This is a genomic window from Sphingomonas parva (ex Maeng et al. 2020) (genome assembly GCF_004564275.1).
Lineage (GTDB): Bacteria > Pseudomonadota > Alphaproteobacteria > Sphingomonadales > Sphingomonadaceae > Allosphingosinicella > Allosphingosinicella parva.
The window spans coordinates 111,346-132,393 of sequence record NZ_SPDV01000002.1; the positions used below are offsets into that span (position 1 = coordinate 111,346).

25 protein-coding genes, 1 tRNA gene and 1 pseudogene are annotated in these 21,048 nt (G+C 67.6%); 14 read left to right on the forward strand and 13 right to left on the reverse strand.

Annotation, left to right across the window (positions count from 1 at the left end; all coding sequences use genetic code 11):
* The first annotated feature begins 7 nt into the window (after positions 1-7).
* The 4 genes from E2493_RS01675 to E2493_RS01690 all read left to right on the forward strand — a co-directional run bounded on the left by E2493_RS01675 (position 8) and on the right by E2493_RS01690 (position 3,267).
* A complete protein-coding gene (locus E2493_RS01675; protein ID WP_135083080.1) occupies positions 8-217 on the forward strand; it encodes a toxin-antitoxin system HicB family antitoxin in 210 nt (69 codons plus the stop codon).
* Between the two features lie 89 nt (positions 218-306).
* Positions 307-1,437, forward strand: coding sequence for a flavodoxin-dependent (E)-4-hydroxy-3-methylbut-2-enyl-diphosphate synthase (gene ispG / locus E2493_RS01680; RefSeq protein ID WP_135083082.1), 1,131 nt, complete (start codon positions 307-309; stop codon positions 1,435-1,437).
* Positions 1,434-2,075, forward strand: a complete 642-nt coding sequence (locus E2493_RS01685; protein ID WP_225421074.1) for a cation transporter — start codon at positions 1,434-1,436, stop codon at positions 2,073-2,075. Before ispG ends, E2493_RS01685 begins: the two co-directional genes overlap by 4 nt.
* A gap of 49 nt (positions 2,076-2,124) precedes the next feature.
* Complete coding sequence (locus E2493_RS01690; RefSeq protein WP_135083083.1) at positions 2,125-3,267, forward strand: YihY/virulence factor BrkB family protein; 1,143 nt, start codon at positions 2,125-2,127, stop codon at positions 3,265-3,267.
* An 11-nt stretch (positions 3,268-3,278) separates the two neighbouring features.
* On the opposite strand, the gene E2493_RS01695 is transcribed toward E2493_RS01690, so the two are convergent.
* Both E2493_RS01695 and E2493_RS01700 read right to left on the reverse strand, forming a co-directional pair.
* Positions 3,279-5,744: a ligase-associated DNA damage response DEXH box helicase gene (locus E2493_RS01695; RefSeq protein WP_225421075.1), complete on the reverse strand. Its 2,466-nt coding sequence runs from the start codon at positions 5,742-5,744 to the stop codon at positions 3,279-3,281.
* 38 nt (positions 5,745-5,782) lie between these two features.
* Positions 5,783-5,971 carry a hypothetical protein gene (locus E2493_RS01700; protein WP_135083085.1) on the reverse strand — a complete coding sequence of 63 codons (189 nt, stop codon included), beginning with the start codon at positions 5,969-5,971 and terminating at the stop codon, positions 5,783-5,785.
* Positions 5,972-6,038: 67 nt separating this feature from the next.
* On the opposite strand from E2493_RS01700, the gene E2493_RS01705 reads away from it, so the two are divergent.
* Positions 6,039-7,040, forward strand: coding sequence for a ligase-associated DNA damage response exonuclease (locus E2493_RS01705; protein WP_135083087.1), 1,002 nt, complete (start codon positions 6,039-6,041; stop codon positions 7,038-7,040).
* Here the strand turns inward: E2493_RS01705 and E2493_RS01710 are convergent.
* The 4 genes from E2493_RS01710 to E2493_RS01725 are packed head-to-tail and all read right to left on the reverse strand — an operon-like array spanning position 7,037 to position 9,915.
* Positions 7,037-7,279: a hypothetical protein gene (locus E2493_RS01710; RefSeq protein ID WP_135083088.1), complete on the reverse strand. Its 243-nt coding sequence runs from the start codon at positions 7,277-7,279 to the stop codon at positions 7,037-7,039. The two genes, E2493_RS01705 and E2493_RS01710, sit on opposite strands and share 4 nt — an antisense overlap.
* A complete protein-coding gene (pgmG, locus tag E2493_RS01715; RefSeq protein ID WP_135083090.1) occupies positions 7,279-8,661 on the reverse strand; it encodes a phosphoglucomutase/phosphomannomutase PgmG in 1,383 nt (460 codons plus the stop codon). The genes E2493_RS01710 and pgmG overlap by 1 nt, the downstream gene beginning before the upstream one ends.
* A gap of 28 nt (positions 8,662-8,689) precedes the next feature.
* Positions 8,690-9,109, reverse strand: coding sequence for a DnaJ domain-containing protein (locus E2493_RS01720; protein WP_135083092.1), 420 nt, complete (start codon positions 9,107-9,109; stop codon positions 8,690-8,692).
* A 5-nt stretch (positions 9,110-9,114) separates the two neighbouring features.
* On the reverse strand, positions 9,115-9,915 hold the full coding sequence (locus E2493_RS01725) for a division plane positioning ATPase MipZ (protein WP_135083094.1): 801 nt from the start codon (positions 9,913-9,915) through the stop codon (positions 9,115-9,117).
* 88 nt (positions 9,916-10,003) lie between these two features.
* On the opposite strand from E2493_RS01725, the gene panC reads away from it, so the two are divergent.
* Positions 10,004-10,843 carry a pantoate--beta-alanine ligase gene (panC, locus tag E2493_RS01730; RefSeq protein WP_135083099.1) on the forward strand — a complete coding sequence of 280 codons (840 nt, stop codon included), beginning with the start codon at positions 10,004-10,006 and terminating at the stop codon, positions 10,841-10,843.
* Positions 10,844-10,955: 112 nt separating this feature from the next.
* On the forward strand, positions 10,956-11,255 hold the full coding sequence (locus E2493_RS01735; protein WP_135083101.1) for an SEL1-like repeat protein: 300 nt from the start codon (positions 10,956-10,958) through the stop codon (positions 11,253-11,255).
* Between the two features lie 30 nt (positions 11,256-11,285).
* Here E2493_RS01735 and E2493_RS01740 read toward each other — a convergent pair whose 3' ends face one another.
* Together E2493_RS01740 and serS are read right to left on the reverse strand one after the other, a co-directional pair.
* A complete protein-coding gene (locus E2493_RS01740) occupies positions 11,286-11,834 on the reverse strand; it encodes an esterase/lipase family protein (protein ID WP_225421076.1) in 549 nt (182 codons plus the stop codon).
* Positions 11,835-11,955: 121 nt separating this feature from the next.
* Positions 11,956-13,215, reverse strand: a complete 1,260-nt coding sequence (serS, locus tag E2493_RS01745) for a serine--tRNA ligase (RefSeq protein WP_135083105.1) — start codon at positions 13,213-13,215, stop codon at positions 11,956-11,958.
* 139 nt (positions 13,216-13,354) lie between these two features.
* Here serS and E2493_RS21670 point away from each other — a divergent pair, with 139 nt between their 5' ends.
* Together E2493_RS21670 and E2493_RS01755 are read left to right on the forward strand one after the other, a co-directional pair.
* Complete coding sequence (locus E2493_RS21670; protein WP_225421077.1) at positions 13,355-14,029, forward strand: L,D-transpeptidase family protein; 675 nt, start codon at positions 13,355-13,357, stop codon at positions 14,027-14,029.
* Positions 14,030-14,101: 72 nt separating this feature from the next.
* Positions 14,102-14,428 carry a hypothetical protein gene (locus E2493_RS01755; protein WP_135083107.1) on the forward strand — a complete coding sequence of 109 codons (327 nt, stop codon included), beginning with the start codon at positions 14,102-14,104 and terminating at the stop codon, positions 14,426-14,428.
* 126 nt (positions 14,429-14,554) lie between these two features.
* Here E2493_RS01755 and E2493_RS01760 read toward each other — a convergent pair.
* Positions 14,555-14,647: transfer RNA gene (locus E2493_RS01760), tRNA-Ser, on the reverse strand.
* A gap of 186 nt (positions 14,648-14,833) precedes the next feature.
* Here E2493_RS01760 and E2493_RS01765 point away from each other — a divergent pair.
* On the forward strand, positions 14,834-15,589 hold the full coding sequence (locus E2493_RS01765; RefSeq protein WP_135083110.1) for a DUF1134 domain-containing protein: 756 nt from the start codon (positions 14,834-14,836) through the stop codon (positions 15,587-15,589).
* Between the two features lie 46 nt (positions 15,590-15,635).
* Here E2493_RS01765 and E2493_RS01770 read toward each other — a convergent pair whose 3' ends face one another.
* From E2493_RS01770 to E2493_RS01780, 3 genes are all read right to left on the reverse strand, one after another.
* Positions 15,636-17,234: a cisplatin damage response ATP-dependent DNA ligase gene (locus E2493_RS01770; RefSeq protein WP_135083111.1), complete on the reverse strand. Its 1,599-nt coding sequence runs from the start codon at positions 17,232-17,234 to the stop codon at positions 15,636-15,638.
* Positions 17,235-17,298: 64 nt separating this feature from the next.
* Entirely contained in the window at positions 17,299-17,865 is a 567-nt protein-coding gene (locus E2493_RS01775; protein ID WP_135083114.1) for a TMEM165/GDT1 family protein, read from the reverse strand.
* A gap of 4 nt (positions 17,866-17,869) precedes the next feature.
* Positions 17,870-18,205, reverse strand: coding sequence for a hypothetical protein (locus tag E2493_RS01780; RefSeq protein WP_135083117.1), 336 nt, complete (start codon positions 18,203-18,205; stop codon positions 17,870-17,872).
* 229 nt (positions 18,206-18,434) lie between these two features.
* Here E2493_RS01780 and rpmG point away from each other — a divergent pair, with 229 nt between their 5' ends.
* Positions 18,435-18,602 (forward strand): 50S ribosomal protein L33, encoded by a 168-nt coding sequence (gene rpmG / locus E2493_RS01785; protein ID WP_008602901.1) that lies wholly within the window; start codon positions 18,435-18,437, stop codon positions 18,600-18,602.
* A gap of 385 nt (positions 18,603-18,987) precedes the next feature.
* On the opposite strand, the pseudogene E2493_RS21675 reads toward rpmG, so the two are convergent.
* A pseudogene (locus tag E2493_RS21675) lies at positions 18,988-19,347 on the reverse strand (response regulator); the annotation flags it as partial.
* 16 nt (positions 19,348-19,363) lie between these two features.
* Here E2493_RS21675 and E2493_RS01795 point away from each other — a divergent pair.
* From E2493_RS01795 to E2493_RS01805, 3 genes are read left to right on the forward strand one after another with little or no spacing between them, the layout of a single operon-like run.
* Positions 19,364-19,630, forward strand: coding sequence for a DUF3572 family protein (locus tag E2493_RS01795; RefSeq protein ID WP_135083122.1), 267 nt, complete (start codon positions 19,364-19,366; stop codon positions 19,628-19,630).
* Complete coding sequence (locus tag E2493_RS01800) at positions 19,627-20,271, forward strand: HAD family hydrolase (RefSeq protein ID WP_191992948.1); 645 nt, start codon at positions 19,627-19,629, stop codon at positions 20,269-20,271. The genes E2493_RS01795 and E2493_RS01800 overlap by 4 nt, the downstream gene beginning before the upstream one ends.
* Positions 20,268-21,029 (forward strand): SDR family NAD(P)-dependent oxidoreductase, encoded by a 762-nt coding sequence (locus E2493_RS01805; protein ID WP_135083124.1) that lies wholly within the window; start codon positions 20,268-20,270, stop codon positions 21,027-21,029. Before E2493_RS01800 ends, E2493_RS01805 begins: the two co-directional genes overlap by 4 nt.
* The last annotated feature ends 19 nt before the right edge of the window (positions 21,030-21,048 follow it).

Genomic DNA, 21,048 nt, shown 5'->3' on the forward strand with positions numbered 1-21,048 from the left:
CCTCACCATGCCCGCGCCGAAAAAGGCCTTCCCGCTGCGCATCGAGCCTACTTTGTGGGAAGCGCTCGAACGCGCGGCGGCGGCCGATCTGCGCAGCGTCAACGCAGAAATCGAATGCCTGCTGCGCGAGGCGCTGCAGCGGCGGGGCGTGCGGATCGCCCCGCCCGAGCAGCGCCGCCGCGGCCGCCCGCCGAAGGACGAAAAGGGGGAGGGCTGATCACGCCTGCACCGAAAGTCCTCCGGTCCCGCACAAGGTCCGTATCGGTGCGACTTTCGCCTTGAGGGTCAAGGGCCTATATAGAGCTCATGTCCGTTCGTCCGTGGCGCGATATCGCGCGCCGTCCATCTCGCCAGATCATGGTCGGCAATGTCGCCGTGGGCGGCGACGCGCCGGTCACCGTCCAAACGATGACCAACACCGTCACTGCCGACGCGAAGGCGACGATCGACCAGATCCGCCGTTGCGAGGAGGCCGGCGCCGACATCATCCGGGTCTCGTGCCCGGACGAAGCGTCGACGGCCGCGCTGCGCGAGATCGTTCGCGCCGCCAGGGTGCCGATCGTCGCCGACATCCATTTCCACTACAAGCGTGCGCTCGAGGCGGCGGACGCCGGCGCCGCGTGCCTGCGCATCAACCCCGGCAACATCGGCTCGGCCGAGCGGGTGCGCGAGGTCGTGAATGCGGCGAAAGCGAACGGCTGCGCGATCCGCATCGGCGTGAACGCCGGCAGCCTGGAGCGCGACCTGCTCGAGAAATATGGCGAGCCCTGCCCGGAGGCGCTGGTGGAGAGCGCGCTCGATCACATCCGCTTGCTCGAGGATCACGACTTCCGTGAATACAAGGTGGCGGTGAAGGCATCGGACGTCGTCCTCGCGGTCGCCGCCTATCAGCAGCTCGCCGAAGCGGTCGATTGCCCGCTGCATCTCGGCATCACCGAGGCCGGCGGCCTGCGCGGCGGCACGGTGAAGAGCGCCATCGGCATCGGCTCGCTGCTGTGGTTCGGTATCGGCGATACGATCCGCGTCTCGCTATCGGCGGAGCCGGAGGAGGAAGTGCGGGTCGGCTACGAGATCCTGAAGAGCCTTGGCATTCGCAATCGCGGCGTCCGGGTCGTCTCCTGCCCGTCCTGTGCACGCCAGGGCTTCGACGTGATCCGCACCGTGCAGACGCTCGAGGACAGGCTCGCCCATATTCGGACCCCGATGTCGCTTTCGGTGCTCGGCTGCGTGGTAAACGGCCCCGGCGAGGCCCGCGAGACCGACATCGGCATCACCGGCGGCGGCAACGGCAAGCACATGGTCTTCCTCTCCGGCGTCACCGATCACCACGTCCGCGACGAGGAGATGGTCGATCACATTGTAAGATTGGTCGAGGCGAAAGCCGCCGAGATCGAGGCGGCGACGGCGCGGGACCCCGTCGAGGTCGCCGCCGAGTGAGCGCCCATTGTTGCCACGACAAGGGCCATGAGCTCGAGCGGATCGCGCTGCACAAGGACATAAGGCGCGTTCTCGTCGTGGTAATGATGCTGAATGCGATGATGTTCATCCTCGAATTCGGGGCCGGTCTCATCGCGGATTCCGCGGCGCTGATGGCCGACTCAGTCGACATGCTCGGCGATGCGGCAGTCTACGCGATCAGCCTTTACGCGCTTGATCGATCGCTGCGCTGGCGGGCCGGCATGGCGCTGGCGAAGGGCGGCTTCATCCTGCTGCTCGGCGTCGGTGTGCTGATCGAGATCGTCGTCAAGATCGTCTGGGGCCATCCGCCCATCTCCAGCGTGATGCTGCTCTTCGGCGGCATGGCGCTGGTCGCCAACCTCTGCTGCGTCGCCTTGCTGTGGCCTTATCGCCGCCACGACGTGAACCTTTCCAGCACGTTCGAATGCTCGCGCAATGACGTGCTCGCCAATGTCGGGGTCCTGGCTGCCGCCACGCTCGTCTCGCTCACCGCCTCGCCCTGGCCCGATGCGGTAATTGCTGCGATCATCGCCTTCCTCTTCTTCCGCTCGGCCCTGCGAGTGGTGCGCGAGGCGTGGCCTCAATATCGCGGCGTCGCCCCCGCCGCGGCCGAATAGCGAGGGGCGCCGAGGGAACCGCGAACGCAGGGGCGCTGTTCTCGCCTCCATGAAGATCAAAGCCGTGGAATGGCCCGCCTTCTCCGAATGGCGGCAGGTTCTTACCCGCACCTGGAAGGAATCCGGGGACGATAATGTCGGCCTGCTGGCAGCCGGTGTCGCTTTCTATCTCTTCCTCGCGTTCGTCCCCCTGCTTGCCTCGGTTGTGCTGACCTACGGCCTGGTCGCAGATCCGCAGACGGTCTCCGAGCACATCCAGACGCTGGCGCGCACCTTGCCCCGGGAGGCGGCCTCGATCATCGCCGACCAGCTGCAGGCGATCACCGGCGATCAGAGCGCCGGCAAGGGCCTGGGCCTGCTGCTCGCCATTGGCCTCGCCCTCTATGGAGCCAGCAAGGGCGCTGCGGCGATCGTGACGGCGCTGAACGTGGCTTATGAGGTGAAGGAGACGCGAGGCTTCATCGCGCGCACATTCCTCTCGATCGCGATCACCGTCGGGATGGTGGCGATGCTGCTGGTTGCGACCCTCGCCATCTCGGCCGTCGGCTTCATCGAGACCCTCCTGCCGTTCAGCTCGCCCGTGGTCCACGTCCTGCTGCAGGGCCTGGCGCTGCTCGGCGCCGGCGCGATCGTCAGCGCCGGAATCGCTCTGGTCTATCGCTACGGTCCCAACCGGCCCGACGCGCCGTGGCGGTGGATCACGCCCGGATCGGCCGTCGCGACATTGCTCTGGGTGCTCGCCAGCCTCGGCTTCAGCTTCTACGTCTCGAAATTCGGAAATTACAATGCGACCTACGGCGCGCTCGGCGGCGTCGTCGTGTTCCTCACCTGGCTTTATCTGACCGGCTATATCCTGCTGATGGGCGGCGAGCTCAACTCCGAACTCGAACGCCAGCAGGCGGCGAAGGACCCGGCGGCGGCGGCGGTGGCGGGTCCGCAGCCGGGCAAGGAGGTCGCTGCTGCACCGACTCCCGCTCGACACGCCTCGCCCGTCCGTCACGCGTCGGTTGCCGAAGCGACCGTCGCGGCGCCACGAGCCACCAAAAAGCCGGAACGCCGCAGCCGGCTCGCCCCGGCGGCGCTGCTGGTCGGCGGCGCGGCAGTCGGCGCGCTCCTCCGCGGACGCCGCCACCCGCGCACAGACATCCAGTTGTTCCATTATCCGAGCGAAGGCGGCGCCGTCCGCCAGTAGCGCCGCGAGGTTCAGTCCTTCCGCATCGCCGTCTCGGCGAGGCTCTCCGCCTCGATCAGCAGCGCGTCCTCGGCCAGCCCGGTCGCGGTCGCCTCCCGGCCGACGATCACCAGCACCGGCACGGCCATCGGCGAGACGCGGTCGAGCGGCACGTGGATCATCGTCCCCTGCGCGCGATCGAGCAGCCGCGCCAGCCTGCTGACGTCGGTCAGCCGCGTCCTCGCGTCCTCCCATGCCGCGCGCAGCAGCAGATGATCCGGCTCGTAGCGGCGCAGCACGTCGTAGATGAGGTCAGTCGAGAAGGTGACCTGCTTGCCCGACTTTCGCTTCCCCGGGTGCTGGCGTTCGACCAGGCCGCCGATCACCGCCACCTCACGGAAGGCGCGCTTCAGCAGGTTCGAGCCCTGCACCCACTCGACGAACTCGTCTTCGAGGATGTCGGGTGAGAACAATGCGGCCGGATCCTCGATCGGCTCCAGCCCGTAGCAGGCAAGCGCATAATCGTTGGAGACGAAGCCGAGCGGCTTGAGGCCGGCGCTCTCCATCCGCCGGGTGATCAGCATGCCGAGCGACTGATGCGCGTTCCAGCCTTCGAAGCTGTACGCAACCATGTAGTGGCGGTGTTCGTGCGGGAAGGTCTCGACGAGCAGCTGGTCCGGTGCCGGCAGGGTAGAGCGATAGTCCTGGACCTCGAGCCAGTCGCGAACGTCGTCCGGAAAGCGCCGCCACTGCTCCCGGTCGTGAAGGAAGGCGCGGACACGGTCGGCGAGGTTGGTCGACATCGCCATGCGCGCGCCCATGTAGGTAGGGATCCGCGCCGATTTGGATGAGGCCTGGACGAGGAGATCGGTGCCGTCGATCCGCTCGACCTCGAGAACCAGTCCCGCGAAGAAGAACGTGTCTCCGGGCGAGAGGGTCGATCCGAAATATTCCTCCACCGTGCCGAGCTTGCGCCCGTTGCGGAAGCGCACGTCGAGCAGGGGGGCGTCGACGATGATTCCGGCGTTCATCCGGTGCTGCTGGATGAACCGCGGATGCGAGACTCGCCATATGATTGCACCGTCCTCCGGACCCTCCTCGCGAGTGAGCCGGCGGAAACGGTCGTAGGCGCGCAGCGCATAGCCGCCGCTCTCGATATAGCCGAGGACCTGGCGAAAGAGATCGGCGGAAAGGCCGGCATAAGGCGCCGCCGAACGCACCTCGTCGAGCATCTCCTCCTCGCGGAAAGGCGCCGCGCAGGCGGCGGCCATGATGTGCTGGGCGAGCACGTCCAGGGCGCCGGCGCGGAAAATCTCCGGATCCAGCTCCCCCTCCTCGATCGCATCGAGCGCGGCACGGGCCTCGAGATATTCGAAGCGATTGCCTGGAACGAGGATCGCCTCGCTCGGCTCGTCGAGCCTGTGGTTGGCGCGACCGATCCGCTGCAGCAGGCGCGACGAGCCTTTCGGCGCACCCATCTGGATGACCAGATCGACGTCGCCCCAGTCGACACCGAGGTCGAGGCTGGCGGTGCAGACCAGCGCGCGCAGCTTCCCGGCGGCGACCGCCGCCTCGACCTTGCGCCGCGCCTCGATCGAGAGGGAGCCGTGATGGATGCCGATCGGCAGATGCTGCTCATTGACCGTCCAAAGATCCTGGAAGATCAGCTCGGCGAGGCTCCGCGTGTTGCAGAAGATCAGCGTGGTCTTGTGGCGCTCGATCTCCCGCATCACGTTCTCGCTCGCCCAGCGGCCGGAATGGCCGGACCAGGGGATGCGCTCGTCCGCCGGAAGCATGATCGCGATCTCGGCCTCCGCCCCGGGGTCGCCGAGGACCAGCTCGACCGTCTCGATATCGCCGTGCGGGGCCAGCCATCCCTGATAGGCTTCGGGATCGGAGACTGTCGCCGAAAGGGCAACGCGGCGCAGCCCGGGCGCGAGCTTCTGCAGGCGCGCCAGGGCGAGGGACAGCAGGTCGCCGCGCTTGCCGGTGGCGAAGGCATGGACCTCGTCGATGACGATCGTCCTGAGCCCAGCGAACAGCAGCGTGCTGTCTTCGTGGCTGAGCAGCAGGCTGAGGCTTTCGGGGGTGGTCAGAAGCATGTGCGGCGGCCGCACCCGCTGCCGGGCCTTGCGATCCGACGGCGTATCCCCCGTGCGGGTCTCCACCCGGATGGGCAGGCCCATCTCCTCGATCGGCGTCAGCAGGTTGCGCTGCACGTCGACGGCGAGCGCCTTCAGCGGGGAGACGTAGAGGGTGTGAAGCCCTTCGGCGGGCGCCTCCGCCAGCTCTATGATGCTGGGCAGGAACCCGGCGAGCGTCTTGCCGGCGCCGGTTGCCGCCACCAGCAAGGCGTTGCGGCCGCGGCGCGCGGCGGCGAGCATATCGAGCTGGTGGCGCCGCGGCGCCCAGCCCTTGCCTGCAAACCAGTCGGCGACCACCGGCGGCAGCGCCGGTGCGCCTCGTTCAATGACGGGCGGCGCAGCCTCGTCAGCCAAGGTTCGGCCCGCGCGCTGCTGCCGCGTCTCCCGCAGCCTCAGCGAACCTCGTCTTGCCCCCGGCGGCGGGCCTCCTCCTCATCGTAAAGCTCGTGCGTCGACCGTTCGGTGCGATCGATGCCGCTCCGCGACTTGCGGTTGCGCAGGAATGCCCAAGCGAGCACGACGAGCAGGAGAAGAGGTCCGACGATGTTGAGAAGCGCCCAATTGGTTCCACCCGCGTCCATGGTCCGATCCTTCCACTCTGTGGGCCGCGGCTTTGCACCGGCGGCGTTTCGAACCATATAGCTCTCAATGGCCCGTCTCGGTTCCTGGATCGAGCCTTTTCCCGAAGGCATCTACGTCAAACCCGCCGACGCGTGGGTGGACCCGTCGTCGCCGAAGCCGCGGGCGCTCGTCACCCACGGCCATTCCGATCACGCCCGTGGCGGGCATGACCAGGTCTGGGCGACGCCCGAGACGCTGGCGATCATGGACTGCCGTTACGGCCCTCAGCCGGGCGGCCATGCCGTCGCTTATGGCGAGGTGCTGCGGATCGGCGAGGTGGACGTCAGCTTCGTGCCCGCCGGGCATGTCCTCGGCTCGGCCCAGATCGTCCTGGAACACAAGGGGGAGCGGGTGGTCGTCTCGGGCGACTACAAGCGCCGGCCCGATCCCACCTGCGCGCCGTTCCAGCCGGTGCCCTGCGACGTCTTCGTCACCGAGGCGACCTTCGGGCTCCCCGTCTTCCGCCATCCGAACACCGCCAGCGAGATGGATCGCCTGCTCCTGCGCCTGCGCGAGAATCCGGAGCGCTGCGTCCTGGTCGGCGCTTACGCGCTGGGCAAGGCGCAGAGGCTGATCGCGGAACTGCGGGGCCGCGGCTATCACGAGCCGATCTATATCCACGGAGCCCTGCAGCGGCTGTGCGACCTCTATCGGGAGCAGGGCGTGGATCTCGGCGACATCCGCCCGGCGACCGGCGCCGCCAAGGACGCGCTCCGCGGCCATATCGTCGTCGCGCCGCCCGGCGCCCTCAACGATCGCTGGTCCCGCCGGCTGCCGGAGCCGATCACGGCGATGGCGTCGGGCTGGATGCGGGTCCGGCAAAGGGCCCGCCAGCGCAATGTCGAATTGCCGCTGATCGTTTCCGATCATGCCGACTGGGACGAGCTCACCGACACCATTTCCGAGCTCCAGCCGCGCGAGGTCTGGATCACCCACGGCCGCGAGGACGCGCTGATGCACTGGTGCATGACCCGCCAGATCAAGGCGCGCGAGCTCAACCTCGTCGGCCGCGAGGACGAGGACGATTAAAGGTTGGCGATCGCCAGCGCGACGAGGGCCGCGACGATCAGGATCGACCAGCGAACGCCCCGCTCGATCGCGAAATTGCCGGTTCGGGAAAGCGTGAAGGCGCTGGCCGGCATGATCAGGACGAACAGACCAAGAGTGAGCGCGAAGCCGGCCTTCCAGCCGATCGCGGACCAGCCGAAGAAGGCGAGCGCCGCCCAGAGGATGCAGAACAGCAGGGCTTCGGGATAGATCTTCGGCATCAATGCTGGGTCTCCGGCTCACGCGACACGCCCGACAGGGCGAGCTGGGCATCGATCTGGGCGAGCAGCCGCGCCAGGCCGGCTTCGTCCCTGGCCTCGGCACGGGCGACGAGCACGTCCTGGGTGTTCGAGGCGCGCAGCAGCCACCAGCCGTCGTCGGTGCTGACCCGTGCTCCGTCGGTGCGATCCACGGTGGCGCCCTGCGCTTGGAGCCGGGCGAGGACCTCCTCGATCACCACGAACTTGCGAGTCTCGTCCGCCTGAAAGCGCAGCTCTGGTGTATTGACGAGCGGCGGCATGGCCGATCGGAGCGCGGTGAGGGAGCTGCCGAGCCGGCTGACGGCGCGGATCAGCCGCACCGCTGCGTAGATCCCGTCGTCGAAGCCGTACCATTCGTGAGCGAAGAAGATGTGCCCGCTCATCTCGCCCGCCAAAGGTGCGCCGGTCTCCTTCATCTTCGACTTCATAAGGCTATGGCCGGTCTTCCACATGAGAGGCGTGCCGCCGAGCTCGGCGATCCGGTCGTAAAGGGCCTGACTTGCCTTGACGTCACCGATGATCGTCGAGCCGGGAAGCGCCTCCAGCACCGGCTCGGCGAGGATGGAGAGCAATTGGTCACCCCAGACCACGCGACCCTCGCCGTCGACCGCGCCGATGCGATCCGCGTCCCCGTCGAACGCGACGCCGAAATCGAGCCCGTGATCGGCGACGAGGCGCTTGAGGTCGGCGAGATTCGTCTCCACCGTCGGATCGGGATGGTGGTTGGGAAAGCGGCCGTCGATATTCGTGTAGAGGGTGAGATGCTCCCCGGGGAGGCGCTTCACCAGCCGCTCGATAACCGGTCCAGCGGCGCCGTTGCCCGCATCCCAGCCGATCCGGAAAGCGGCGCCGTCGAAATCCTGGACGAGACGGTCGACATAGGCATCGATGAGGTCGATGTCCGCGACGCGACCGGCGCCCTCTTCCCAATCGGCGGCCGCGCTGATCGCGCCGAGCTGCTGAATCATCGAACCGAAGAAGGGACCGTGGCGCAGCACCATCTTGAAGCCGTTATATTCGGCCGGATTGTGGCTGCCGGTGACCATGATGCCCGCGTCGACACCGATCGTCGCCTCTGCGAAATAGAGCATGGCCGTCGGGCCCAGACCGATCCGGGTCACGTCGAGGCCACTCTGCGTCAGCCCCTGGATCAGCGCCGCCTCCAGGGCGCGCGACGTGGTTCGTCCGTCACGCCCGACCACGATCGTCCGGCCGCCGTCGCGCCGCACCACCGTGCCGAAGCTGCGCCCGATGGCGTAAGCGTCGTCCTCGCCGAGCGTCGTGCCGACGACCCCGCGTATGTCGTATTCGCGCAGGGCGACCGGGTTGAGGGTACGGCTCATCTGTAGCTCTGCTCCGGCGCCAAATGGATCAGGACGCGCGAGGCGTTCTGCGGGTCTTGTCGGCGATCAGCGTGTCGCGGGCGGCGTTCACCCGCTCGGCGAGATCGGCCGAGCCGCCGGCGTCTGGATGAACACGTGCGATCAGGCGGCGATGCGCGGCGCGTATTTCCTCGAGCGTCGCGGTCTCGGACACGCCGAGCAGACGCCGGGCATCCTCGATCGGCATCTGCATCGGCGGCGAGAGCTGACGGCGGCGATGCGCGGCCCAGAGCAGCGCGCCCGCCATCAGCACCGCGCCGATCAACAGCTTGCCGGTGGTGAGCAGCCGAAAGCCGAGGAGGAAGACGATCGCGGCAGTGGCATCATCGAGCGTGAAGCCCTTGAGCCGGCCGGTTGCCCAAGCCCAGAGCAATGCGCCCGCGGCGGCAAGGATCAGGATGCCGCCCACCGGCCTCAGCCGGCCGCCGCCGCGCGCGGGGCCGCCTCCGCTTCCTGCGGCAGGCTGAGCGCGGCGATCATCTCGCGCAGCTCCTGGCGCGCGGCGATGTGGGCGATGCCGACCTCTCCCAGCTGCGCGAGATCGAGCAGGGTGAGGCCCTTGGGAAAGAGCTCGCGATAGATCACGCGCTCGCCGAGACCCGGAATGATCCGAAAGCCTACTCGCCGCGAGAGCTCGCCGAGCGCTTCGCCGACGCGGCGCATGTTGCGGGCCTCGACGTGCTGCATGCGGTTGCGGAGCACGACCCAGTCAACGCTGGCGCCGTGCGTCTTTGCGCGCTGCGTCCGGCTGTTCCAGACCAGCTCGGCGTAGAAGCTCGGACGGCGGACCCGATAGGTCTCCGGATCGACCTGGCCGATGAGATCGAGATCGACGAAACTGTCGTTGATCGGGGTCACCAGCGTATCGGCGCGCAGCATCGCCTCGCGGGCATGCGGGTCGTCACGGCCGGGGGTGTCGATCACCACCACGTCCATGTCGCGGCCGATCTCGTCCATCAGCTCGCTCAGCGTGTGCCGGGCCGGATCGAACGTGTCGTGCTTCGGCATCGGCAGGGCCACGCCGGTGCGCTTGATCGTCTCCGTGCGATTGTCGAGATAGCGGCCGAGGGTGCGCTGCCGCGTGTCGAGGTCGAGCGCCGCCACCCGCCGGCCCCCGGCGGCCAGGGCGACGGCGGTATGCACCGCCGTGGTGGATTTGCCGGTGCCGCCTTTTTCGTTGGCGAAAACGATGAAGTGCGGCGCCGCGCCAGCCATGGTCCGAACTGCTTCCTCTTGATCTTGCCCGCGACCCCCCGCAAGGGGCCGTGCTTTCAGCAAATTCTCTATCGGAGGCCATCCGGCGGTGCAAACGGTCCGTGACATCGATACGCTGCGACGCGCGGTCGCCGAGCTTCGCGCCGACGGCGGCACAATCGCCTTCGTGCCGACGATGGGCGCCCTGCACGCCGGCCATATGGCCTTGGCCGCCGAGGGGCGGCGACGGGCCAAGCATCTCGTCGCCTCGATCTTCGTCAATCCCACTCAATTCGCTCCGAGCGAGGATCTTTCTACCTACCCGCGGCGGGAGGCCTCCGACGCGCGCATGCTCGAAGACGGAGGCTGCGACATCCTGTGGGCGCCCGATGTCGCGATCATGTATCCCGAAGGTCACGCGACGACCGTGACCGTCGCCGGCGTCAGCGCGGACCTCGACGGCGCGGCCCGGCCCGGGCACTTCGCCGGCGTGGCCACCGTCGTCGCCAAGCTCCTCAACCAGGTCCAGCCCGATATCGCCCTCTTCGGCGAGAAGGATTATCAGCAGCTCGCCGTCATCCGGCGCATGGTCATTGATCTGGATGTTCCGGTCGAGATCGTCGGGGTGCCGACGCAGCGCGACGCCGACGGCCTCGCCCTCTCCTCCCGGAACGCCTATCTGACCGAGGAGGAACGCCGGGCCGCCCGCGCCCTGCCGCGCGCGCTCGGCGAGGCCGCGGGCGCGATCAAGGCGGGGGGAGACGTCGCATCCGCTCTCGCCGCGGCCCGCGACAAGCTTGCGCGCGCCGGATTCGATCCGATCGACTATGTCGAGCTGCGCGATGCGGAGACTCTCGCGCCGCTGGACGATGTCCGCCGTCCCGCGCGCCTCCTCGCGGCTGCGCGTATCGGGCGTACTCGGCTGATCGACAATCTGGCGGTCGGCTGAGGCGCAGTCTTGCCGCTTGGTGCAAGGGCTTGGCTGGTCACCGCGGCGTTAACCTTTATTTTAAACTAGAGGGCGCAGGGTGTCCCCCGACACGCAAACAAGGGGGCATGTCATGGCTACCAGTCTCAAGTCCGCCGCGTTCCTGCTCAATAGCCGAATCGCCGACGCGCTCGAAGGAGACGTGCAGGCGCTCTATGATCTCGGTGTCGCCTATTCGACCGGCACGAACGGGCTCTGCGTCGACCTCATCGAAGCACACAAATGGTTCAACCTTGCGGCCCTGAACGGCAGCCGGGAGGCGCAGACCTGCCGCGCGGAGATCGCCGAGGAGATGACCGCGCGCGAGATCGCGGAGGCGCAGCGCCAGGCCCGGGCCTGGCTGTCCGAATCCATGGTTCGCCGCGCCGCCTGATCCGCTCGCCGGATTAGCGAAGGCGCTCGCTCAGTCGCGAACCGCGGCGACGACGTGCGGCCAAGCCCGCGCGCTGACCGCGAAGGCCATGTGGCTGCAGTGGAGCTCGATCGCGACATCGCGTTCGCCCTCCTGGCCTCGCGCACATTCCGGAGCTACCACGCCGTCCCGTCGCGACCACAAGGCGACCGTCGGCACCGGCGGCTTTTCCGAGAGCACGGTCTCGATCGGCGGTGCATCCACCGGGTGGCGGGCGACCAGCTCGTAAAGGCGCCAGGCGTTGTTGGCGCGCGGATGCCCGGAGAAAGGCGAGCCGAGAGTCACTACCTTGGCGACGAGATCGGGCCGGCGTTTCGCGACTTCTCGCGCATAGATCCCGCCAAGGCTCCATCCCACCAGCACCGCGGGACCGGCTTCCGCAAAGGCTTCGAGGCGCGCGACGATCTTCTCGAGCGTGTCGGGCCTGGCGCCGCGGTTCAGCCCCATTCCCCAGCCGGTGACCCGATAGCCGGAGCGCGCGAGCGCCCGCTGCAATCCCAATGTGCTTCGATCGGTGGCGAGAAAGCCTGGGATCACCATCACCCGCGGACCGTCTTCCGGACCCAGCGGGCCAAGGCGGCCGAATGCGCGATGGAGGCGGGCGGCCAGCGCGAAGGGCTCGCGTATCAGCAGCCGCAGCGGCGGCCGCGCGACACGGACTTCAGAGATATTCGCCCCCCATCAGGGCCTGCAGCGCCTTGGGGAGCCGCACGCGCCCATCGGCCTGCTGATGGTTCTCGAGCAGCGGCACGAGAATGCGGGGCGAGGCGAGGGCGGTGTTGTTGAGGGTGTGAGCAAAGCGCACCTTGCGCTCGCCGTCGCGCCAGCGGAGGTTGGCCCGCCGCGCCTGCCAATCGTGCAGGGTCGAGCAGCTGTGCGTCTCTCGATACTTGCCGAGTGAGGGCACCCAACTCTCGATGTCGTTCATCCGGAACTTGCCCAAGCCCATGTCCCCGGTCGAGGTTTCGACGACCTGATACGGGATCTCGAGGTCCTTGAGCAGCGCTTCGGCGTTCGCCAGCAGCCGCCGGTGCCATTCGGCCGAGACCTCGGGATCGTCCTCGCAGATGACATATTGCTCGAGCTTGTAGAATTGGTGAACGCGCAGCAGTCCGCGAACGTCGCGGCCCGCGCTGCCAGCCTCGCGGCGGAAGCAGGGCGAGTAGCCGGCGTAGAGGATCGGCAGCTGGCTCGCCTCGAGGATCTCACCGCTATGAAGCGAAGTCAGCGCGATCTCGCCAGTTCCGGCGAGATAGAGATCGTCCTTCTCGATCTGATAGGCTTCCTCCTCATGACCCGGAAAATGTCCGGTGGCGACGAAGGCCTGCGGCTTGGCCAGCGCCGGCACCGTCATCAGGGTGAAGCCGTCGGCGGCAAGCCTTTGCTGCGCATGGAACATCAAAGCCTGCTCGAGAAGCGCCAGCCGTCCCTTGAGGCAATATTGCCGTGAGCCGGCGACCTGAGTGATCCGGCCGAGATCGGCCCAGTCGTTCATCTCGACCAGAGCGACATGGTCGCGCGGCTCGAAACCGAATTCGGGCGGCGTGCCTTCGGTCCGGATGACGACGTTGGCGCTCTCGTCGCGACCGACCGGGGCGCCGTCCCACGGGATGTTGGGCACGCGAAGCAGCAGCCCGTTCAGCGCCTCCGACTTCTCGGCCAGCGCAGCTTCCGCTTCGGCCGCCTCGGCACCGAACGCCTTGGCCTTGGCGCCGAGTGCCGGCCGCTCGGCCGGATCGGCAGTCTTGAAGCTGGCGCTGATCTCGTTCCTCTGACGGCGGAGCTCGTCGATCCGGCTCTTCAGCTCCCTGACCTCCCCGTCGAGTTCGAGCAGGCGCTCGATGTCGATCGCAGCGTTCTTCTGCTCCGCCGCGGTACGCACCACGTCGGGATTTTCACGGATGAAGTTGAGGCTCAGCATGGCCCGGGCCTAGCCGTCCTTGCCGGTTCTGCCAATCCCGGCCGGTGGCCCAAGGTTCTGCAAGCGCTTGCCGGAGCAAGATGGTTAATCGATAGTTGAGGCGGCGTAAGGTTGAGCAACCGGAACGGCGGGAGAGAGGGTGACGCGACTGACCTTGTTCTGCGGTGTGGCCGGGCTGGTGCTCGCCAGTCCGTCACCGCCCGCAATCGGCGCGAGCGAGAGGCCGGTCCCCTGTGCCAGTCCCAGGGCCTGCCTCGTGCCCGACGAGGACCTCGCGCTGGTTTCACGCCTTCCCCTCGCCGCACCGGAGCTCGGAACCGACGTCGCCGGGGCAGCTGGCGCCGCAGTTGACAGGGCTCGAGCAGCTCCGACGATTGTTGCCGAAGCCGGCCCAATGGCGCCGCCGCCTGCCGCACCGGCCCCGCGGCCGCAATCTTCGGTCCGCATCGTCGTCAGCCTGCCGCAGCAGAAGCTGTACGTGTTCAAGGCCGGAGAGCTGGTCGCATCCTCCACCGTTTCAACGGGACGAAAAGGCTATGCGACTCCCGTGGGCCGCTTTCCGATCCTTCAGAAGAAGGTCAAGCACCGCTCCACTACCTACGACAATGCGCCCATGCCTTATATGCAGCGGCTGACCTGGTCGGGTGTCGCGCTCCACGCCGGCCACGTCACGGGCCGACCCGCGTCGCATGGATGCATACGTCTGCCCCATAGCTTCGCACGGAAGCTCTATGGGATGACCAACTTCGGCACGACCGTCACCATCACGCGAGAGCGGCCGAGCTCGCCCGGCGAGGCGTTGAAGCTGTCCTGAGGGCGGCTGCGCCGCTTCGATCCCGAGGCAGGATTGGCGGAGCCGCCGCCTTCGGCAGGCGTTGATGGCGCCATGACGGAGAGAGTCGAAGACAGGAGTGAAGCGGCGGTTGTCCGATCGGAGCTCGTCGCCCTTCAGGCGGTGCTGATCGCTCTCTGCCGGCGGCTCGCCCAGGACTCGCCCGATCTCGCGCCGACCGTCTGCCGCGCGTTCGACGATGCCGAGGCGATCCTCACGGGAGTGGCGATGAAGATGGGGCTGGGCGATCCGAACGGTTCGGCCGTCGCAGCGCTGCGGGTCGTGGAGGAGATACGCGCCGGCGCGATCGCGGACGAACGCGCCTGCAGCCGCCCGGACGACGATCTCGGTAAGCCGGATCGGCGCAGCGGTCGAAAATAATCCACCCCGACGCCAACGGCCCGGGCGTCCATGTCCTCTCGAAGATCCGCTTAGAAACGGAAACCGACCGACCCGACGATCTGGCTGCGCGACAGGCGGGCTTCGTCGGTCGAGTAGCGATAGAAGTGGCGGAGACGGAGGGATTCGAACCCTCGGTAGGAGTAATCCCCCTACGGCGGTTTAGCAAACCGCTGGTTTCAGCCACTCACCCACGTCTCCGGAAGCGCCGAAGCCGGGGCTATAGCGAGGCCTTGGCCGCGGTTCAACCGCGCTCGCGCAACTTCGTGGCGGCACGATCGGACGCTCCGGCGCGCGTTCGATTCGCCTCGCCGCGTGTTCATTGTGATGAAACCTGGGGCCGTTTAGCCTTTGTTCACCATCATCACGCCGGGCAGGGGCCAAGCCATGTTTTCCACCAATTTGCTGAAGCTCGCCGCTGCCGCGGCGCTTGCGCTGGCCGGCACGGCCGCCGGCGCGCAGGTCACCACGGTCGATCCGAACGCCGCCGTTTCAGGCGAGCCGGCGCCCGTCACCGCCACCCCGGAGCCGGAAGCGCAGGGGGAATGGACCCCGGTCGATCAGGGCGCTGACCAGCAGAGCGATCCCGCGCCCTCGAGCCAGGACAGCGTCGCCGCGCCGTCGGACGCGAGCAGCCGCGCCAGCGCTGCCGCCGGCAAGGGCACGATCTCGCGCAACGACGTGTTCAGCGCCGCCGAGGGCGTGTTCGGCAAGGGCGCGGAAGGCCTGGCCGATCTGATCGAGGACCTGCTCCGCGATCGCGGCGAGCCGACCGCCTACATCACCGGCCGTGAAGCCGGCGCCGCGATCGTCGCGGGCGTCCGCTACGGCTCGGGCACGCTCCACCACCAGATCGAGGGCGACAAGCCGATCTACTGGACCGGTCCGTCGGTCGGCTTCGATTTCGGCGCCGACGCCAGCAAGGTGTTCGTGCTGGTCTACAACCTCCACGACGGCGAGCAGATCTTCCGCCGTTATGCGGCGGCCGAGGGCAACGCCTATGTCGTCGGCGGTTTCACGGCCAGCTACCTGCGTCGCGGCGACGTTGCGCTCATTCCCGTGCGCCTCGGTGTCGGCGCGCGTCTCGGTGTCAATGCCGGCTACATGCGGTTCAGCAAGAAGAACCGCTGGCTGCCGTTCTGATCTGCAAAGCCCCTCCCCGACGCGGGAGGGGCACGTCAGGGCCGTTTCAGGTCACCAGCCTTTTCAAGCCTTCGATCGTATCGGCCTCCGCCGCCGGCTTGTCGCGTCGGATACGCGAAACCCGCGGAAAGCGCATCGCCAGACCCGATTTGTGCCGCTTCGATTCATGGATCGAATCGAAAGCGACCTCGAGAACAAGGCTCTTCTCCACCTCGCGGACCGGCCCGAAGCGCTGCATCGTGTTGTTGCGGACGAAGCGATCCAGCCACATCAGCTCCTCGTCCGTGAAGCCGAAATACGCCTTTCCGACCGGCGACAGCTCGCCTTCCGAAGTCCAGCAGCCGAACGTATAGTCGCTGTAGTATGAGGAGCGCTTGCCACTCCCTCGCGCGGCGTACATCAGCACGCAATCAGCGGTCAGCGGGTCACGCTTCCATTTGTACCAGAGACCCGTCTTCCGGCCCGCGAGGTAAGGGCTGTCCCTCCGCTTCAGCATGACGCCCTCGATCGCAACGTCGCGCGCGCCGGCGCGTATCCTCTCCAGCTCCTCGAAGCTTTCCGCCGCGATCAGCGCCGAGACATCGAATCGCTCGGAATCCAGGCTTCCGGCGAACCGCTCGAGCCGCTCGCGGCGGAGGTTCCAGGGAAGAGGCCGAAGGTCCTCCCGCCGGTCGAACAGCAGATCGTAGAGCCGCACGAAGGCTGGGTAGTCGCGCAGCATCTTCGGTGAGACGCTCTTGCGACCGAGCCGTTGCTGGAGAGCGTTGAAGCTCGCGGCGGCTCCGCCGTGCTCGTCCGCGCCCTGCGCTTCGCCCTTGACCAGCAGCTCGCCGTCGAGAACGCCGTCAGCGCGAAACGCCTCGGCCACTTCGGGAAAGCTGCCGGTAATGTCGTCCCCGGCGCGGCTGTAGAGCCGGGTCTGCCCGGCGACACCAACGATCTGGACGCGGATCCCGTCCCATTTCCACTCGGCTGCATAGTCGTCCATCGAGACGCGCAGATCCTCGAGCGGGTGGGCGAGCATGAAAGGCCGGAAGACCGGCACGTTCTCGGCCGTCGGCTGAGCGCCGCGGCCTTCGGCCCAGTCGAACAAGGGCAGATAGGGCGGGCCGAGGCCGTGCCAGACCTCCTCCACCGCATCGACCTCCAGCCCGAACGCGGCGGCGAGCGCCATCTTGGCGAGTCGCGCGGACACGCCGATCCGAAGCTCTCCCGTGGCGAGCTTCAGCAGAGCGTAGCGGCCGTTCGCGTCGAGGTGGTCGAGCATCTGCGCGAGGGCGGCGGGTGCCTCGCTGCGTCCAAGCCCCTGCAGCCGCTCGACCACGTTCGAGATGCGCAAAGTCCCGTCGTCGATCTCCGCCGGCTGCTCGACCCGCTTCGGCCAGAGGAGGGACGCGGTCTCGGCGAGATCGCCGACATAGTCCCAGCTCATGTAGAAGAGAGCCGGATCGACGCGTTCCTCTACGATACCGCGGATCGCCGCGGCCTTCACCGCCGGCAGGTTCAACTCGCCGGTCAGCGCGGCCAGCGCGTACCCCCGGTCCGGATCGGGGGTGCGCCGCAGGTAATCGCCGATCAGCTTCAGCTTGCCGTTGCGCGAGCGGGTGTAGACGAGGGCGTCGAGGAGCTGGGAGAAGTCGCGCATCGCCTCCGTAACGAACCGGGGGCTCCCGGTTTCCCTCCTTCGGCGGGTAGGCGTCGCCCCAGGTTTACACCAGCCGCCAGGCGTTCACCGCGACGATGAAGGCGAGGAGGAGAAAGAGGATCGCCGCCGTCATCCGAATGGCGCGCAGCGGCACCAGGCGGGCGAGCCCGTCCCCGAGCACTGCGGCTGGGATGCTCGCCGCCAGCACCCCCGCCGTCGCGCCCGCGGCTGCGAGCAGCAAGGATTCGAACCGCGCGGCAATCGAGAATGTCAGGAACTGGGTCTTGTCGCCGAATTCGGCGATGAACAGGCAGACGAAGGCGGCGAGGAACGGACCGAATCGTTCCGAGACCAGAATGCGCGGAGTCCTGCGCGTGACGAGCCCGGCGATGCCGGCGAAGAGCAGCGAAAGCCCGACCAGCAGCGACAGCGCCCTGATCGTGACGAAATCGTGGACCAGGACTCCGCCCACTGCCGCGATCAGCGCGTGTATCAGCGCCGCCAGGGCGACACCGGCAAGGATCGGCGCCGGGCGCGCATACCGGATGGCAAGCGCAGCGACGAGCAGCTGGGTCTTGTCGCCCCATTCCGCCAGGCCGGCGGCGACAAAGGCTGCGAGGAGCGCGTCCAAGGCTTCAGGCGCCGAGGCGCACCGACACGGACGCGATCAGCGCCTCGCTGGTCCGGTCGTCGACCGTCTCGCAGCCGATCGCGTCCTGGAGACGCGCAAGATAGAGCGCCGTGGGGCAGGCCCGGACGTCCGACGAATCGCTGTCCGCGATGGCGCGCTCGAGCGCTTGGGCAAGGCGCACCACCGGAGTCAGCCCGTAGGCTGCGGCGAACGTCCGAATCGCGCCGACCCGCGCCGTGAACTCGGCCGCGCCAAGCCGGCTTCCTGCGCGGGTCAGGGCGGCGAGGCGATCGCACAGCTCCGCACGCACCAGCAGCAACGCGTCCTGTCCGTGGCCCATACCGCCTCCCGTGTCCGAGAATGAAGAGAATGCGCCGACATGGTTGCCGAAGTATGAAGGTGGTGCCCCGGCGCTGCCGGGGCATGCGCTGCTACTCCGCATCGGGAGCGCGAGGTCGGCTTCCACGGCCGCTCTTGACACAGGCTGCACTTCGCGGCAGAGGCGGCGGCGCATGGAAGCGGCGGCTGCGCCGCTTTTTTTCATCCATTTCCAATTCGAAGAGGCTGTCATGGCCAAGCCGACAACCGTCAAGATCAAGCTCGTCAGCACCGCCGACACCGGCTTCTTCTACGTCACGAAGAAGAACCCGCGGAACATCACTGAGAAGATGACCTTCCGCAAGTACGACCCGGTCGCGCGCAAGCACGTCGAGTTCAAGGAAGCCAAGATCAAGTAAGGCGCTGCGGACCGCTTCGGTCCGCGGAAGTCCGGCTTAAGAGGCGTCGCCGCGCAAGCGGCGGGCGCCTTTTTCGCGTACGCGCTCGATTCGCCGCCGGAGAGCCGCAACTGGTTCGGCGAACCGAAGCGACGGCCCTCTAGAAAAGCCGCGGTTCGGCACTGCCGAGATCGCCGGGTGCTTGCTCTTCCTTGCCCGCATCGCCCGGCACCGAACGATCCGCAGGATCGGTGTCGTGCGCCACATCCTGCGCGCGCGGAGCACTCTCGCCCGCGCCGGCCGCGGCTTCCGGGACGGGTGCTTCCGATGCTTCGCTTTCCGGGTCGGGCGGGGAGCGCTCGGCCGGGGCGCCCATCGCCTCGGAAGGCCGCGCGACTGCCGCTTCGAGCAGGGCCGCGACTGCAGCCACGAACTTCATCACCGAAATGGGCTTGGACACATAGCCTTCGGCCCCGGCATCGCGGATTCTCTCTTCGTCGCCCTTCGCTGCGTAAGCGGTCACCGCCATGATCGGGATGTGCTTCAGGCTGTCGTCTCCCTTCATCTGCTCGATCAGCTCCAGGCCGCTGATGTGCGGCATCTGGATGTCCATGACGACCAGATCCGGAACGAAGGCGCGGGCGCGATCGATCGCCTCGCGGCCGTCGCGCACCGGTTCGGCCGCGTATCCGTGCGCGCGCAGCAGGTCGCAGAAGAGCTTCAGGTTGAGTTCGTTGTCCTCGACAACGAGGATTTTTTGTACCACGCGCCCCTAGTAGGCGATGACGATTCCCGACACAAACGATCCTGAAGCCCTCGCTCTCGCCGCCCTCGGCTGGGCGCTCTCGGACCAGGCGCGTGCCGAGCGGCTGCTGGCGCTCACCGGTCTCGCACCCGACGATCTGCGATCGCGCCTCGGCGATCCCTCGCTCCTCGCCGCAGTCATCGGCTTTCTCGAATCCTATGAACCGGACCTCGTCGCCTGTGCGGACGCGCTCGGCGTTCCGCCCGCCGCGCTGATCGAGGCCAGAAGGAGGCTCGAAGCGTGAACCGCCCGCTTCTCATCACGGACTGCGACGAAGTCCTGCTCAACATGATTTCCCATTTCGCGGAATGGGTCGGTGAGGCGCACGGGCTGTCGTTCGATCTTTATGCAGACAGCTTCCAGTCCGCGCTCAGCGATTCCCAGGGACGCCGCCTGCCGGAGGAGCGAATCTGGCCGCTGCTCGATTCGTTCTTCCGGACCGAGATGGACCGCCAGAACATCGTGCCCGGCGCGGTCGAGGCTCTGGCGGCGATCGCCGAGCAGGCGGATATCGTCATACTCACCAATATCGGCGACGAGCATGAGGCAGGGCGCGTCGAGCAGCTCGGCCGTTTCGAAATCCGTCATCGGGTGCTGTGCAATCGGGGCGGCAAGGGTCGCCCCGTCCGTGAGCTGGTCGAGCAGATGCAGCCTTCGGCGGTGGTGTTCGTGGACGATCTCAGCGTCCATCACGAATCGGTGGCGAACCACGCCCCCGACGTGTGGCGCCTGCACATGATCGCCGAGCCTAAGCTTGCACAGGTGGTGCCGCCGGCGCCGCACGCCCACGCCCGCATCGATGGCTGGGCCGAGGCCGCCGACTGGATCCGGGCGCGCTTCTCCGAAGGGCGGGCCCCCGCAGACATGGAGAAGGAAGAGCAATGACGGGAACCGTCCTCATCACCGGCGCGACCTCCGGAATTGGCGCCGCCGCGGCCCGCCGCTTCGCTGGCGCCGGCTACAGGGTGGTCGCGACCGGGCGGCGGCGGGAACGGCTGGACGCCCTCGCGGCGGAGCTGGGCGCGGAGAAGGTGCACGCCATCCCCCTCGACATGCGCGACGAGGCGGCGATTCTTGCGGCCATCGCGAGCCTGCCGGCGGCCTTCAAAGACGTCGACATTTTGCTCAACAACGCCGGCCTCGCGAAAGGTATGGAGACGGCGCAGGAGGCCGATCTCGCCAATTGGCGCGAGATGGTGGAGACCAACGTGCTCGGTCTCGTCACGATCACCCGCGCCCTGCTGCCGACCCTGATCGCTCGCAAGGGGGCGATCATAAATCTGAGCTCGATCGCCGGCACTTACCCCTATCGCTTCGGCAACGTCTACGGCGGCACCAAGGCTTTCGTGACGCAATTCTCGCTCAACCTGCGCTGCGATCTGCACGGCACCGGCGTCCGCGTCACCTCGATCGAGCCGGGAATGGTCGAGACCGAGTTCACCGTCGTCAGGACCGGCGGGGACCAGGCGGCCTCCGACGCTCTTTATGCGAACATGGATCCAATGACCGCCGAGGACATCGCGGAGACGATCTTCTGGGTGGCGAGCCAGCCCAAGCACCTGAACCTGAACCGGATCGAGATCATGCCGGTCAACCAGAGCTTCGCCGGTTTTGCGATCGCGCGCAACGAAACCGCGGCTTGACCGCTTCAGTCCCCAACTG